Source organism: Gordonia jinhuaensis, assembly GCF_014639795.1.
In the GTDB taxonomy this organism is placed as follows: Bacteria; Actinomycetota; Actinomycetes; order Mycobacteriales; family Mycobacteriaceae; genus Gordonia_B; species Gordonia_B jinhuaensis.
In genome coordinates, this window is the sequence record NZ_BMGC01000001.1 from 132593 (window position 1) to 147231 (window position 14639).

The following is a 14639-nucleotide window of genomic DNA, read 5'->3' on the forward strand; positions in this document are numbered from 1 at the left end:
GACAGCCGTGGCCACCAGTGCCGAGATCAGCGAATGGATCGACGGCGACCCCGACCCGCAGACTCGTGCCGAACTCCGATCGCTGCCCAAAGACGAACTCTCCCGACGCTTCGGTGACACACTGCATTTCGGCACCGCAGGACTCCGTGGTCCGGTGCAGGCCGGGCCGGCCGGGATGAACGTCGCCACCGTCACTCGCGCCACCGATGGGCTGGCCCGGTGGCTGATCGAGCATGGACATCGAGGTGCAACGGTGGTCGTCGGCCGCGATGCCCGACACGGCTCGCAAGCGTTCTTCGCAGCGACCACCGAGGTGCTCGCTGCGCACGGCTTCGCTGTCGTCGCGCTCGAAGAACCCGGCCCGACACCGCTCGTCGCATTCGGCACCCGGCTCCTCGGCGCGGCCGCCGGTATCCAGATCACCGCCTCCCACAACCCGGCCTCCGACAACGGCTACAAGGTGTATCTCGAACACGGCGCGCAGATCGTGCCGCCGGCCGATTCCGAGATCGAGTCGGCGATCGCCGATTCCGCTCCGGCCGTGGACATCGCACGTGCGGCGGTACCCGTCGATCCGCGCGCACACGCGATCCCCGAGCAGTACCTGTCGCGCCTGGCGGATCGGTTCGGGCACCGACCCTCGCAGCTGCGTATCGCGCTGACCCCGATGCACGGCGTCGGCGGTGAGATCGCGCTACAGGCGTTGCACCAGGCGGGTTTTCACGACGTTCACGTGGTCGCCGAACAAGCCGACCCCGACCCCGACTTCCCCACCGTCGCCTTCCCCAACCCCGAGGAGAACGGCGCGACCGACCTGCTGCTCGACCTCGCCGAGAGCATCCACGCCGATCTGGCGATCGCACTCGACCCCGACGCCGACCGTTGCTCGATCGGTGCGGTCATCGACGGCCGCTGGCGGATGCTCACCGGTGACGAGACCGGCGGCCTGTTCGGCGAAGCGATCCTGTCGCGCCGGGAATCCGCCGCCGAGGCAGGTGAGGTGACGGGCACAACCGCTGGTGCCGTTGATGATCGCGCCCCGGTCCCTGCCGTTTCGACCGGACCTGCCGTTTCGACCGGACCTGCCGTTTCGACTGTGCCCGTCGTTGCGACGACCATCGTCTCGGGAACCATCCTCGCGGCCATCGCGCAGGCACACCACGCGCGCCACGTGCGCACCCTCACCGGGTTCAAATGGCTCGTCCGCGCCGGCGAACCACTGGTGTACGCCTACGAGGAGGCGATCGGACACTGTGTCGACCCGGACGCGGTGCGCGACAAGGACGGTATCTCCGCCGCGGTGTTCGCGGCCACCCTCGCACACGATGCGGCGCTCGCCGACCGCGGGATCGCCGACCTGCTCGACGACCTCGCCGTCGCCCACGGACTGCGCGTGGGCACGCAGAAGTCGATTCGCGTCGAACAGCACCGCCAGATCGTGGAGATGATGCAGCGGCTTCGTGCCAATCCCTCGGGCACCATCGGCGGGGTGGACGTCACCATGAACGACTACGCCCGACGAGACGACGGATTGGCCACCGATGCAGTCGAATTCAGCGGCCGCAACGGGTCGGGTATGGGCCTTCGGGTCTGTGCCCGCCCCTCGGGGACCGAACCGAAGCTGAAGTTCTATCTCGAGGTCAGTTCGCCGCCGACCGACCGCAGCGTGCTCTCGACGGTCCGCGACGCCTGCCGGCTGGTGCTCAACGCGGCGGTACGCGACGTCACCGAGTTCGTCGCCGGCAGCCCGCCGGTGGGCTGATGACCTGCCATCCGTCGGTGCCCCGGCAGCCCGGTGACCCAAGCGCGAGACCGCGGTTGGGATACTGAGGCGATGGACACAGTCGCACTTCTCGATGCCCGCGAACTCGATGTCGTGCGCGGCGGACGGCATCTGTTGCGTGATGTGTCGATCCAGGTCGACGCCGGTGAGCACTGGGCGCTGCTGGGACCCAACGGGGCGGGTAAGTCGACTCTGCTGACGATTCTCGGCGCCGTCGGCCACCCGACCAGCGGAACGGTCGACGTTCTCGGCAAGCGCCTCGGCCGTGTCGACATGCGCGAACTGCGCACCCACATCGGGCACGTCAACCCGCGCCACCGGCTCGACCTGCCCCTCACCGCCCACGAGGTGGTGCTGACCGGGCTGACCAACACACCCGAACTCGACGCCCGCCGCGGCTACACCGAGGCCGAACACCGCCACGCCGACGAGTTGCTCGAGCTGCTCGGAATGGGCAACCGGCGCGAATCGCGGTGGACCACCATGAGCCAGGGTGAGCGTGGCCGCACACTGATCGCCCGGGCGCTCACCGGACGCCCGTCCCTGCTGCTGCTCGACGAGCCGGCCACCGGCCTCGACCTCGCCGCGCGTGAGCAGTTGCTGCTCAGCGTCGACCAGTTGCGTCGCGAGGTGCCCGAGATGGCCAGCGTGCTGGTGACCCACCACCTCGAGGATCTGCCGGCGAGCACCACCCATGCGCTCGTCCTGGCCGACGGAGAGATCGTCGCCTCCGGTCCGGTCGATCAGACACTCACCTCCGACGTCATCTCGAAGGCCTTCGACCACCCAGTGCAGGTGAGCCGCAATCACGGGCGATGGTCTGCGGTGACCGCGAGCGCCCGCGACTGAGGCGCTGCGGCCGACCACGATGGAGTTCACGCGATGGGCACGCTACGTGGTTGCGGTCGCGGTATGCGGTGCGCTGGCCGGTCTGGTCGGCGCGGCGACCTCGGAGCTGTTGCACGCGCTGCAGCACCTGACCTACGGCTACCACTCCGGGTCATTGCTCCTGGGTGTGACACGCGCGGACTGGCGACGCCGCGTCGCGGGGCCGGTGGTGGGCGGACTGCTCGCGGGCCTGTGCTGGTGGTGGCTACGGCGCCGGCACACCGTCGATGAACTCACCCCGGCGCTGCGGGAGGGGCGCCGACTGCGACCGGTCGCACAGACCGCCGACGCCCTGGTCCAGGTGCTCCTGGTGGGGTCGGGGGCATCGCTGGGTCGTGAGAGCGCACCCCGTCAGATCGCCGCGTCGGCGGCGGCGCTGGTACTCGGGCCGTTCGCCGTGGCGGGGACCCACCGCAGGATCCTGCTCTCGTCGGCGGCCGGGGCCGGCCTGGCCGCGGTCTACAACGTGCCAGTGGCCGGCGCAGTGTTCACCATCTCGGTGATCCTGCAGACCTGGGATGCACTCACGGTCGCAACGGCTCTCGTGACATCGGCTATCGCCGTCGCGGTAACCGTACCGATCACCCATGACGCAACCACGTTCAGCTTCCCGCCGACGCATGCCGGCTGGGGATCGGCTCTGTTCGCACTCGTCTGCGCGCCGGTCGGTGCCGTGCTGGGCCTGGGGTTCAGCGCGCTGATGCACCGCTCGTCGGCACGCACCGCGGCGTCCTGGCATCTCGTGCCCGCGCTCGCGGTCGCCGGGCTGATCACCGGTGTGGCCGCGGTGTGGCTGCCCGAACTGCCCGGCAACGGCAAGAGCATCGTCGCCACCGCCTTCTCACCCGGTGCCACGTTGGCCGTGCTCGGCGCCGCAGTGATCGTCAAGCCGCTACTGACCGGGATGTATCTGCGCGCCGGTGCGGTCGGCGGGCTGCTCACCCCGGCGTTCGCGACGGGCGCGGCCGCCGGGGCGTTCATCTCCCTCGCGATACACCAGATGGGCGGGCACACAAGCACTCCCGCGTTCACCGTGATCGGTGCGGCCACGGTGCTGGCAGTGACCCAGCGGGCACCGTTGTTCGCAGCGGTGTTCGCCTACGAACTCACCGACCCGCCGCTGCTGGTCGCACCCCTACTGGTGATCTCCGCAGTCGGTGCACACCTGATCGCCGACCGGCTCCGACACCGCCACTCCCCATGCACCGCAGGCGAGCACCCCGACAAGTCCCCCGGCCGGTGAATCGGAGGGGCGTGCCACAGCGCTCAGGGTGTCCGCACGCCTACGCCCTCAGCGCGGGCCGAACTGACGATCACCCGCATCACCGAGACCGGGGACGATGTAGGCATCCTCGTTCAGGCCGTCGTCGACGGATGCGGTCACCAACCGCACCGGATATCCCGATTCGGCAAGCGCGTCAACGCCTTGCGGCGCGGCCACCACGCACACCGCGGTGATGTCGGTGGCCCCGCGCTCGACCACGAGCTTGAGCGTGTGGAGCATCGACCCGCCGGTCGCGAGCATCGGGTCGAGCACGAACACCGGGCGCCCGGACAGATCGTCGGGCAAGGAGGCGAGATAGGGCACCGGCTGGTGCGTCGTCTCGTCGCGGGCGATGCCCACGAACCCGACACCGGTTTCGGGGACCATCGCATTGGCCTGCTCGACCATGCCCAGACCCGCCCGCAGCACCGGGACGAGCAGCGGCGGGTCGGTGAGCCGCGCCCCGACCGTGTCGGCGACAGGAGTGGTGATCTGCACCGCCGTCACCGCAGCGTCGCGCATCGCCTCGTAGACCAGGATCTGGGTGAGTTCGGACAACGCCCGGCGAAACGACGCGTTATCGGTGCGTTCGTCACGCAACTCGGTGAGTCGGACCGCGGCCAGCGGGTGATCGAGCACCAGGACATCCATGCGCACAACCCTATGACGTCTGGTACAGCGGCACATCGACGGATCGACCGGTCTGTGGACACGGCTCCCACGACACAGCGCCTGTGCACAACTGTCACGGCGACAGCGAAACCATCGAGTTGTCCACAGGCAGTGCCGCGCCGACGGAACCGTGACGGGCCGGGCAACGTCGGAGTGAGCATGACTCCTCTCAACGTCGACCCATCCGCCCTCGTACACGTCGGTGGCCGCAGCGCCGAACGCAGTCACCGCATCCGCGCCGCCGCCTCGGTCGAGACCATCTGCGACGCCGAGCTGACCCCCACCTTCGGGCTCGTCGGAGCCCGGTTCCTCGCCGCGGTCACGAAATCCGCACAGCACCGACAACGAACCCTCGACGCGCTGGCGTGTCGGCATGCCGCCATCGCCGACTCCGCCGACAATTCGGCGCGGGCCTATCTCGGCACCGACGCGCACACTGCGCGATCACTGTCGGCGGGAGCGTCGCGGTGATTCCCGTCGAGCTGCTCCTGGCGGCGCTGCGCCAACTGGTCGCCGCGCTGGGCACCGGCGTCCTCCCGACACCCGGTCCGGTCACCGACCTCACCGCGACCGGGCGCACACTCACCGACGTGCACGACGAGTCGGCCACCGACGCCGACGAGTTGCGCCGGCGGTGGCAGGGCCTCGCCGCCGACGTCGCCCTCACCGCGATCGACACCGCCGTCGTGGCGACCCGCGTGGTCGCCACACACGGCGACGAGATGGCCGAGCTCATCGGATCGGCAGCGACCACGGTGGCGCGCGGAGCCGCCGAACTCGACGACATCGTCGACTCGTTGCAGGCCGCGGTCCGTGCCGCCGGACCGGCGATCACCACACCGGCGGGCGTGGTCGCGATACTGCCGGTGGCGGCTGCCCACCTAGCGCGCGGCATCTCCGTCGTCGCGCGAGTGAGCGCCGAACTCGACCGCGACATCGACGCGCTGGAGGCACTGACCGACGACACGGAGGTGTCCGGGTCGGATCCGACGGTGAACGGGTCGTCGGCGCAGACATCCGCCGGCGCCGCCGATGCCGGCTCGCAGACCGCCACATGGGTGCCCCACCCCGCCGCGGCGACCGTCGCGGTCGGTGATGCCGGTCGAGCGGTGACGCTGCCCGATGGGTCGGTGGCCTACGCGCCCACCGAACAGGCGGCCCTGGCTGTTCGCGCCGCACTGACGCAGCAGGGCGTGCCTTACTCCTGGGGTGGAACCACTCCGGGTGTGGGACTCGACTGCAGCGGCCTCACGCAGTGGGCGTACGGACAGGCCGGGGTGTCGCTACCGCGACTGGCGCAGGATCAGGACACCGTCGGGAGGGCGGTGGCCGCCGGTGATCTCGCCCCCGGCGACCTCGCCGTCTGGTCGGGCCACGTTGCGATGTACATCGGCAACGGTCAGATGATCGAGGCCGGTGATCCGGTGTCGGTGTCACCGGTGCGGACCACCAACGCCGGGCAGTCATTCGAGGGGTTTTTCCGACCCACACAGGGATAGCGGGCATCGCGCGGAAGGCGCCGACATGTGCAGGTGATCCTGGTGCCATCGCGTCTACACCTGTCTCTTGCGCCGCGTTCAGGGCGCACCGCTAGGCTGTGTGGCCATGGCTGGCGACATCATCCCGATCGAACTCGGACTCACCGACGGCAACGTCTTCACATTGTGGGCTCCCCGGTGGCGCGACGGGGACGACGAATGGCAGGCATTCCTGGGTCTCGACGAGGATCTGTACACATTCGGGTCGGTCGCCGAGCTCGTCACCTATGTACGCACCGACGCAGAGAACGATCTCTCCGATCATCCTGCGTGGCCGACACTGCCGAAGCTCGCTGCCGGTGAGTTCGTCCCCACCGAGGAGCATTCCTACGACGTGATCGGTGTCCCCGAGCTCGCCGCAGAGGATCCCACTCCCGAAGTGATCGCCGAGCTCGAAGACGTGCTCGACATCGTGCGCACCATCGGTGAGGTGTGCGAGCTGACCGCGGTCACGAAGTTCTTCAACGGCAACCCGATCCTCGGCGCGGTCACGGCCGGCACCCGCAACTTCACCGGCCGCGAGGGTCAGGACTTCTGGGTGCGTATAGGCCGCCTCATCGACAAGAGCTGGGATGACGTTGTCGACGCGATCGAGGGCATCGCCAGCACCCCTGAGTTCGATCACAGTGGTGTCGAGGAGGCCCAGGAGGAGATCGACGCGGCTGCCAGCGCGGAGGACGAGGACGAACCCACCGATGACGACGACGTCGAAATCGTCTCAGGCGCAGCGGTTGTCGCAGGAGACGATGAGTCCGACGACGACGATGATGATGACGACGACATCGCCGACGAGGACGATTTCTGGACCGAGGTCGGTATCGACCCGGTTCGCATCGTGACCTCCGCAGGCGAGTACGTGACGCTGCGTTGCTATCTCGGCGACGACCCGGTGTTCTTGGGCCGTGACGGCAAGATCTTCGTGTTCTCCTCCGACCGAGCACTGCTCCGCTATCTCGCCGACGCCACCGACCACGACCTCGCCGAGGTGAGTACCTACCCCGAGGTGCAGACCGCGGCGACCGACGGATCGTTGGAGATCGACGTCTACGACGACAATGTGTACGTGCTGCCGGGTATCAGCGAGGACATCGCCGACGGCCCGCGACGGATGGACCGCCACCAACTCGAATTGGCCGTCGAATTGCTCACCGATGCCGCCGATTTCGCCGATGACGACTCGGTGTCGGAGGCACTCGGCTCCACCACCCCGCTCGGGTGGTTCGTCGACTACGCGGTGAACTTCGACCCCAAGCGCCTCGCGCCGAGCCCGCCGTTCGACAACGAAGCCGACGCATGGAAGGCACTCGAGCACGATTTCGAGGAGCGCCTTCAGGTCCGCTCGTAGACGTACAGGGTTTCCGCAGTCGAATGCGGCGGCAAGACATGATGATTCGGCGGTGGGTCACCGTGGACCCACCGCCGAATCAGTACGCTCGCGGTGACTGGATGCGTGGAACTCCGGGTCGATCGCTCAGTAGTTGAGGTTCAGCGGACCACTTTTGTGCGGCCCCTGATCGTCATCATCGGGCAGGTCGAGAACGGGCACGACAGCGTCGAGTCCCGGCCCGATGATCTCTTCACCGTTCTTAATCGACAACAACAGCTTCGAGGGTTTGTGCGCCTTGTCGTCGTTGCTCTTTGCCGCTGAGCCGCCGCGTGCAGCCATCGGCGCGCCACCGGCAGACTGCGACGACACGCTCGCTCCTTGAGCGGCACGCATCGCTGCGGCCTCGGCAGCTGCCATCCGGGGCGTGAGACGCGCCGCATTCTCCGCAGCGCCCAACGCTCCGGCGCCGACGCCACCGAGCGCTCCGGCGCCGCCGAGTCCACCCACGGCGCCGAGCCCTGCGGACAATCCCCCGGCGCCGCCGGCACGGGAGGCAGCAGCTCCAGCTGCGCCCGCAGCACCGCCCATTCCCGGCAGGAAGCCTTCTGCACCGAGGCCATCAGCACCACCGGAGAGTCCCATGGTCTCGGTTGAGGCTCCGTCAGAAGACCGGCTCAGTCCGTCTGCAGCCTGCGACAGGCTGCTTGCGGCATTCTGACTGGCCGATTGCATCGACGACAGCGCCGACCCGGGGTTCGTCGAACCAGCGGACGCAGCAGCCGCCTTCGCCGAATCAAGCCCAGATGCCGACTCGGCGAGCTCCTTGGCCGCGTTGCTCCCCGAAGTGCCAGCGCTCGCGCTTGCGCCGATACCCGACAGTCCCCCACCAGCACCGCTCCCGCCGCCGAAACCACCAAGATTCGCGGCACTGATACCGCTGCCCCCGACACCCCACCCTGGGGGCGCGGGCACCACCGGCTTGGCAACCACCGGATTGTAGGGCGTGGACGCCTTCGGCATGCCCGTGTTGTTCTCGATCACCGCCGGGTTGTACAGCGACGCCATCAGCTCTCGCGCCTTCTCCGTGCGCGAATCATTATGAACAAACGAAGTCACCTTGCCGAAAAACTTCTTCACACCGCTACCGGTTGCTACGGAGGGCTCGGGAACCTTGGCCTGGAAGGCGGTCAGTGACTCGGTCAGTGCGCCTGTGCTCGCTGCGGCCACTCGCAACTCCGATTGGATCTGGTTGGCAGACGTTACGAAGTTCTGCAGACCTTCGCGAATCGCTTGGGGTCCTGAACCATCCCAATGCGTACCCGGACCGATCTGACGGAGAACGCCATCATTGAATTGGTCAATCACCGCGTTGAGCTTTCGAGAGGCCGCCTCGTACGACACGACGACGATCCCCAGTGCGACAGCGTCGATCGAGCGGGTCTTTTCGTAAATCGAGTGCACATCAAAGTTGAAGGGGTTTTCCGGACTCGCGGCACCGGGCCACATCCCAGCCTGCGACATGGTTGTGAATTGTGATCGGCTCGGACTCGTCTGCGGGCCTCCACGATTGGTGTCGTATCGACCCGCGCGACGCACATTCTTCAAATCCACCGTGTTGTTGTCTTCGGTGTTCTGCATCGCCAGACCACAGGCGCGAACGGCATTCGCGATTTCAACCAATGTCTTACCCATTTCGTCGAGTTTCGCAACGAACTCGACACCCATCTTTGACAGCTCCCGGGCCATTGTCTTACCAGACCCGAAGTCGCCACATCCCGAAACTGAGTCGACCTGAAGGGCCGCCGACGAGACGTTCGCGAGGGCGTCAGAGCACGAGATACAGTTCGCGATCACCGTGCGACACACCTCAGGGTCGAAAACTGCGTAACCGGCAGCGCCGCTCGACCCGATGCTCGACCAATACGTCTGAGGGTCAGCCATCACTCACCCCATCTCCGATGGTTTAGTGGGCATGTATTGATACAAAGAATTTCCAAACTCTTCCAGCTTGCTGCACAGATCTACATTGTCTCCGGTTGAGGAATACCCTGAATGCAGAAGCCACAATGCCGTACCGTAAAACGTTCCCCACGACAGATAGCAGGTGTTCTCCCTGCCATCGCGCGTGTACAGGTAAGCGCGGTTCGGGCCGAGGACAACATTTTCATTTGAAATCCTGATGCCGTCCTGCGCAATCACTTCATGAAATGGTTCAGAAGTGACACCTACGGAGAGGGTATACGCAGTTCCCTCGCCATTCGGATTGTCGTAGCTTATTTCGCAGGTGTGCAACAGCTTTGATACGGGCGTATCGGGAGAGCGCGTCTTGTAACCAGGTGACGGGGTGAACCCCACCTTCGCCAGAGCGTCATCGGGAAACCGTGGACACAGGTCAGGCATTCGCGCGAAGTAGGGACTTGAACTGCCGGCCTCAGTGGCGGTCGTCGCTAACGATTGGTCAGACGCCCCAGCGCCGAGCGACGAGGCCGCTGTGTCAGGCGAACCACTGTCAGACCCACTGCCGCAACCTGCCACCAACGACGCCACGACGACTCCGACAACGGCGATAACCTCACGTCTCACGGCTGCGAACCTTACCCAAGCGAAGTCACTGCGGCGAGCAGTGTCGATTGCGCAGCCGACACCAGGTGTCTACTTGTCGTCGCCGTCAACCCAGCCAGCGCACACAGAATGGCGGTTGCCGTATCCCACGATGTCGATAGGGCATCTGTGGACCCGCCGTTGTCATTCAACTGACCGCATTCGCAGACTCGGCATGCCCGCCCGCCGCGGCGCCCTCTACCATCGCACGCGGTGGCAGCCCGACTATCAGGGCGAGAAGTAAGTCCGTCTGGAGGATGACGTTGTACGTGTGGCGATCAGCTGCAGGAGTTTGGGCATGATCATCACTCCGCAGGCATTTCTGGCGGTGTGGCGCCACCTCAACAACAGTGAACCTCCGTCGGTCTTCCAGTACCGCACCGAAGGCATGGACGAACTCGACGTGGCCGTGCGCCGCGAGCAGCAACTCGTCGAGGAGATCGTCCCCACACTCACTGACGGTCAGCGCGCCATGTTCACGGTGCTTGCGACAGCAAAACTGAAGGCCCGCGTACTCGGGCTCGATGAAACCCTCGGTGAGAACGACCAGCGCGGTCACACCCGCGTCTACTCGGCGGGTGTGGCCTCCACTGGAGCAGTCATCGCCGCCCAGACACCCGGCACCGGCGGATTCGGCGGAAACATCACTGTCAGCGGCATGCAGTACGCGGCATGGCCCAAGCGCCTCGTCGAGGCACTACCGGACTCGCCCGGCGCCGGCCACATCCCCGCCGTCTACGGGTTCGACGACAACTTCTCGTCCGGCAACGGCACGTCGATCCGCGTGTCTGCGACGCCAGATCCGGTGGTGCGCGCCAAACGCGCGCACATGGAGGCGCCATCGCGAACAACGGGCATCATCGAGGTCACGCTTCATGACATGGGCACAGCCATTCCGGCACAACAGGTCTCACTGTATTACCGCGATATCGACGACGACGGTCGCTACGCCCTGACTCAATTCGGCCGCGACGATCTGATCCCTGCCGACGCCGCGACGATGACGTCACTGGTCAGCCGCTGCTTCAGCCACGTGACGCAGCGGTTCGAGGATCTCGCCGACGCCTACTGACCCCCCGTCAGCCGATCAGCACCGCGTAACCGGGTTTGATGATCTCGTCGATCATCGCCAGCCGCTCGTCGAAGTGGATGAACGCCGACTTCATCGCATTGACGGTGAACCGCTCGAAATCGGCCCAGCCATAACCGAACTGGCCGGCGAGGACCGCGAACTCCTTGCTCATCGAGGTATCGCTCATCAGCCGGTTGTCGGTGTTGACGGTGACCCGGAAACGCAATCTCGCCAGCACATTGAACGGATGCTCGGCGATCGACGCCACCGCACCGGTCTGCACATTGCTGCTCGGGCACAGCTCCAACGGGATTCGCTTGTCCCGCACGTAATTGGCGATCTCGCCGAGTTTCGCACCGTGGAAGTCGTGAGCGGTGAAGTCGGCGTCTTCGGGCAGGCTGATGTCGTCGATCACCCGTACACCGTGTCCGAGCCGGTCGGTGCCGCAGAAGCTGATCGCCTCGTGGATCGACGGGAGTCCGAACGCCTCACCGGCGTGAATCGTGAAGGGCGCGTTGTGGGCGCGCATGTACTCGAAAGCGTCGAGATGTCTGGTGGGCGGATATCCGGCCTCGGCACCGGCGATGTCGAACCCGACCACGCCGCGATCGCGGAAACGGACGGCGAGTTCGGCGATCTCACGCGAACGCGCGGCGTGGCGCATCGCCGTCACCAGACAGCGCACCGTGATCGGCCGCCCCGCCGATGCGCTGAGCGCCTCCCCCTCGGCGAATCCCTTCAGAACCGCCTCCACCACCTCGTCGAGCGTCAGCCCGGCTTCGAGGTGTTGCTCAGGGGCGAACCGGACCTCCGCGTAGACCACCCCGTCGTTGGCGAGGTCCTCGGCGCATTCGAGTGCCACCCGTTCCAGCGCACCGGCGGTCTGCATCACCCCCACCGTGTGCTCGAAAGTCTCCAGATACCGCACGAGCGACCCGCTGTCGGCGGACGCGCGGAACCAGGTCGCCAACGACGGACCGTCAGAGGCAGGCAATTTGGTATAGCCCACCTGCTCGGCGAGCTCGAGCACGGTCTGCGGACGCAAGCCACCGTCGAGGTGGTCGTGCAGAACGACTTTGGGGGCCAGTGCGAACAACGCCGGATCGGGATCCGGGCCGAAAGGACTCACCGGCGGCATCGACGTGGTCATGAGCCGACGGTAACCCGATCGATCACCCGATGGGGGATCTCGACGGTGTGGTCACCGACACGCACGGCGTCGGTCAGAGCCGCTATCGCGCCGGCGAACCGCGAGGGGTCGGCGGCATGCAGAGTGAACATCGGCGCACCGGATGCCACCGTCTCCCCAGGACGCGCATGGATCACCACGCCGGCCTCGGCGGCGACCGGCTCGCCCTGGCGTGCCCGGCCTGCACCCAGACGCCACGCCGCCACGCCGACCGCCATCGCGTCGATCGACTCGATCACCCCGCCCGCGGGCACGGTGACGGTCTCGGTGTGGGCGGCCACCGGCAGCGGCGCATCCGGGTCGCCACCCTGCTCGCGGATCATCGCGCGCCAGCGATCCATCGCCGTCCCGTCGGCGAGGTGATCGGCTGGGTCGACGCCGGTGATGCCGCCCAACGCGAGCATCTCCGTGGCCAGCGCGAGCGTCAGCTCCACCACGTCGGCCGGACCGCCGCCGGCGAGCACCTCGAGCGCTTCGGCCACCTCCAGGGCGTTGCCGGCCGTGCGGCCCAACGGCGCGTCCATCCGGGTGAGCAACGCGACGGTGTCGACGCCGGAGTCGTGACCCAGCGCGACCATCGTCTCGGCCAACTCCCGGGCATCGGGTTCGGTCTTCATGAACGCACCAGACCCCACCTTCACGTCGAGCACCAACGCGGAGGTGCCCTCGGCGATCTTCTTGCTCATGATCGAGCTCGCGATCAGCGGGATGGACTCCACTGTGGCGGTCACGTCGCGCAGCGCGTAGAGCTTGCGGTCGGCCGGCGCGAGATCGGCACCCGCCGCGCACACCACGGCGCCCACCTTCTCCAGCGCGGCGGTCATCTCCGCCGTCGTCAGATCGGCGCGCCAGCCGGGGATCGACTCGAGTTTGTCCAGGGTCCCGCCGGTGTGTCCGAGCCCCCGGCCCGACAGCTGCGGAACGGCCAGACCGTACGAGGCGACCAGCGGGCCGAGCGGAAGGGTGATCTTGTCGCCCACACCACCGGTGGAATGCTTGTCCACGGTCCGCAGCGGCGACCCGGCGCGGCGCAGGCCGGAGAAGTCCATCCGGTGCCCCGTCGCGATCATCGCCTCGGTCCATCGGGCGATCTCGTGCCGGTCCATCCCGTTGATCACGATCGCCATCGCCAGGGCCGACATCTGCTCGTCGGCCACCTCACCGGCGGTGTAGGCCTCGACCACCCAGTCGATCTGTGCGTCCGACAGCGCCCCGCCATCGCGTTTGGTGGCGATCACCGACACCGCGTCGAAGACATCTGTCACAGCCACATCGGTCACAACTGCCCCACTTCGAGGTCGTCGGGACCAAAGGCGTCCGGGAGCAGCTCCCGCAGGGGCTTGGGGCCCTGCGGATGATCGATCAGCATGTCCGGGCCGCCGTGTTCGAGAAGTACCTGCCGGCAGCGTCCGCACGGCATGAGGATGGCGCCGCGACTGTCGGTGCACGACAACGCGACAAGTCGACCACCGCCGGTTGTGTAGAGGTTCGCCGCGATCGCGCATTCGGCGCAGAATCCGAGGCCGTATGAGACATTCTCCACATTCGAACCGCCGATAATCCGGCCGTCATCCACTAGTGCACCAGCACCGACTGGAAACCTCGAATAGGGCGCATAGGCCCTCTCCATCGATTCTTTGGCCTTGGCTCGCAACGACTTCCAATCGATGACCGCACTCACTCGACAAACCCCTACCCCGTTGATGAACCCTTCGCAGCAACATCCACTTGTTGGTAAGGCAAACCTAAGTTCAGTTCCGGTGTGCCACATCACTACTCAGGGGAGCATTTCTTGCGGCTCTCAGCATAGGTTTAGAGTTTGGTGTCAGTGGGTTCTCGATCGAGCCGCTCGGCAGGCTCGACCGCACATCCATCGACGATGTTGGAGGCCAATCCCGAATGAGCACACCTACCGAGGTCGCGCCCGAGCCAGTACGCAAACGGTCCCTGTATCGAGGCGACCCTGGCATGTGGTCGTGGGTCCTGCACCGGATCACCGGTGTATCGATCTTCTTCTTTCTTTTCGTACACGTTCTCGACACTGCGGTCATCCGCGTCGACCCGAACAAGTACACCCAGGTTGTCGACACCTACAAGAACCCCGTGGTGGGGCTCATGGAGATCGGTCTCGTCGCCTGCGTCCTGTATCACGCACTCAACGGCATCCGCATCATCCTCGTTGACTTCTGGGCCAAGGGCCCGAAGTACCAGCGTCAGATGCTGTGGATCATCCTCACGGTGTTCGTGATCGTATTCGCAGCTGCAGCGGTTCGCCTGCTGCAGATCTGGGTCAACCATCTCTAGG

Annotated in this window: 14 protein-coding genes; 8 read left to right on the plus strand and 6 right to left on the minus strand. The window is 66.4% G+C overall.

Annotated elements, in window-relative coordinates; translation table 11 throughout:
• The first annotated feature begins 7 nt into the window (after positions 1-7).
• The 3 genes from IEW22_RS00550 (at position 8) to IEW22_RS00560 (ending at position 3914) form a co-directional block, all read left to right on the plus strand.
• Positions 8-1762, plus strand: a complete 1755-nt coding sequence (locus tag IEW22_RS00550) for a phospho-sugar mutase (protein WP_268235446.1) — start codon at positions 8-10, stop codon at positions 1760-1762.
• Positions 1763-1834: 72 nt separating this feature from the next.
• On the plus strand, positions 1835-2632 hold the full coding sequence (locus IEW22_RS00555) for an ABC transporter ATP-binding protein (protein WP_188584625.1): 798 nt from the start codon (positions 1835-1837) through the stop codon (positions 2630-2632).
• A 19-nt stretch (positions 2633-2651) separates the two neighbouring features.
• Complete coding sequence (locus IEW22_RS00560) at positions 2652-3914, plus strand: chloride channel protein (protein WP_188584626.1); 1263 nt, start codon at positions 2652-2654, stop codon at positions 3912-3914.
• A 48-nt stretch (positions 3915-3962) separates the two neighbouring features.
• Here IEW22_RS00560 and upp read toward each other — a convergent pair whose 3' ends face one another.
• Positions 3963-4586 (minus strand): uracil phosphoribosyltransferase, encoded by a 624-nt coding sequence (gene upp / locus IEW22_RS00565; RefSeq protein ID WP_188584627.1) that lies wholly within the window; start codon positions 4584-4586, stop codon positions 3963-3965.
• A gap of 180 nt (positions 4587-4766) precedes the next feature.
• On the opposite strand from upp, the gene IEW22_RS00570 reads away from it, so the two are divergent.
• The 3 genes from IEW22_RS00570 to IEW22_RS00580 all read left to right on the plus strand — a co-directional run bounded on the left by IEW22_RS00570 (position 4767) and on the right by IEW22_RS00580 (position 7490).
• Complete coding sequence (locus tag IEW22_RS00570; protein WP_188584628.1) at positions 4767-5078, plus strand: type VII secretion target; 312 nt, start codon at positions 4767-4769, stop codon at positions 5076-5078.
• The gene (locus IEW22_RS00575; RefSeq protein ID WP_188584629.1) at positions 5075-6106 is read left to right on the plus strand and encodes a C40 family peptidase; all 1032 of its coding nucleotides are present in this window, start codon (positions 5075-5077) and stop codon (positions 6104-6106) included. The genes IEW22_RS00570 and IEW22_RS00575 overlap by 4 nt, the downstream gene beginning before the upstream one ends.
• 106 nt (positions 6107-6212) lie before the next feature.
• On the plus strand, positions 6213-7490 hold the full coding sequence (locus tag IEW22_RS00580) for a primosomal protein (RefSeq protein WP_188584630.1): 1278 nt from the start codon (positions 6213-6215) through the stop codon (positions 7488-7490).
• A 126-nt stretch (positions 7491-7616) separates the two neighbouring features.
• On the opposite strand, the gene IEW22_RS00585 is transcribed toward IEW22_RS00580, so the two are convergent.
• Positions 7617-9197 carry a hypothetical protein gene (locus tag IEW22_RS00585; RefSeq protein WP_188584631.1) on the minus strand — a complete coding sequence of 527 codons (1581 nt, stop codon included), beginning with the start codon at positions 9195-9197 and terminating at the stop codon, positions 7617-7619.
• A 219-nt stretch (positions 9198-9416) separates the two neighbouring features.
• On the minus strand, positions 9417-9827 hold the full coding sequence (locus IEW22_RS20540) for a hypothetical protein (protein ID WP_373284108.1): 411 nt from the start codon (positions 9825-9827) through the stop codon (positions 9417-9419).
• A gap of 544 nt (positions 9828-10371) precedes the next feature.
• Between IEW22_RS20540 and IEW22_RS00595 the strand changes: the two genes are divergently transcribed.
• On the plus strand, positions 10372-11145 hold the full coding sequence (locus IEW22_RS00595; RefSeq protein WP_188584633.1) for an ESX secretion-associated protein EspG: 774 nt from the start codon (positions 10372-10374) through the stop codon (positions 11143-11145).
• A 7-nt stretch (positions 11146-11152) separates the two neighbouring features.
• Here IEW22_RS00595 and IEW22_RS00600 read toward each other — a convergent pair whose 3' ends face one another.
• The 3 genes from IEW22_RS00600 to IEW22_RS00610 are packed head-to-tail and all read right to left on the minus strand — an operon-like array spanning position 11153 to position 14015.
• On the minus strand, positions 11153-12295 hold the full coding sequence (locus tag IEW22_RS00600) for an adenosine deaminase (protein ID WP_188584634.1): 1143 nt from the start codon (positions 12293-12295) through the stop codon (positions 11153-11155).
• Positions 12292-13599: a thymidine phosphorylase gene (locus IEW22_RS00605; RefSeq protein ID WP_188584772.1), complete on the minus strand. Its 1308-nt coding sequence runs from the start codon at positions 13597-13599 to the stop codon at positions 12292-12294. Before IEW22_RS00605 ends, IEW22_RS00600 begins: the two co-directional genes overlap by 4 nt.
• A gap of 11 nt (positions 13600-13610) precedes the next feature.
• Positions 13611-14015, minus strand: coding sequence for a cytidine deaminase (locus tag IEW22_RS00610; protein WP_268235447.1), 405 nt, complete (start codon positions 14013-14015; stop codon positions 13611-13613).
• 218 nt (positions 14016-14233) lie between these two features.
• On the opposite strand from IEW22_RS00610, the gene sdhC reads away from it, so the two are divergent.
• Complete coding sequence (sdhC, locus tag IEW22_RS00615) at positions 14234-14638, plus strand: succinate dehydrogenase, cytochrome b556 subunit (RefSeq protein WP_188584636.1); 405 nt, start codon at positions 14234-14236, stop codon at positions 14636-14638.
• Position 14639: the final 1 nt, after the last annotated feature.

Bases quoted from the DNA above. Each gene is read 5' to 3' on its own strand.
- IEW22_RS00555 (WP_188584625.1), top strand. From the start codon at position 1,835: ATGGACACAGTCGCACTTCTCGATGCCCGCGAACTCGATGTCGTGCGC.
- IEW22_RS00560 (WP_188584626.1), top strand. From the start codon at position 2,652: ATGGAGTTCACGCGATGGGCACGCTACGTGGTTGCGGTCGCGGTATGC.
- upp (WP_188584627.1), bottom strand. From the start codon at position 4,586: ATGGATGTCCTGGTGCTCGATCACCCGCTGGCCGCGGTCCGACTCACC.
- IEW22_RS00570 (WP_188584628.1), top strand. From the start codon at position 4,767: ATGACTCCTCTCAACGTCGACCCATCCGCCCTCGTACACGTCGGTGGC.
- IEW22_RS00580 (WP_188584630.1), top strand. From the start codon at position 6,213: ATGGCTGGCGACATCATCCCGATCGAACTCGGACTCACCGACGGCAAC.
- IEW22_RS00585 (WP_188584631.1), bottom strand. From the start codon at position 9,197: ATGGGTGTCGAGTTCGTTGCGAAACTCGACGAAATGGGTAAGACATTG.
- IEW22_RS00595 (WP_188584633.1), top strand. From the start codon at position 10,372: ATGATCATCACTCCGCAGGCATTTCTGGCGGTGTGGCGCCACCTCAAC.
- IEW22_RS00600 (WP_188584634.1), bottom strand. From the start codon at position 12,295: ATGACCACGTCGATGCCGCCGGTGAGTCCTTTCGGCCCGGATCCCGAT.
- sdhC (WP_188584636.1), top strand. From the start codon at position 14,234: ATGAGCACACCTACCGAGGTCGCGCCCGAGCCAGTACGCAAACGGTCC.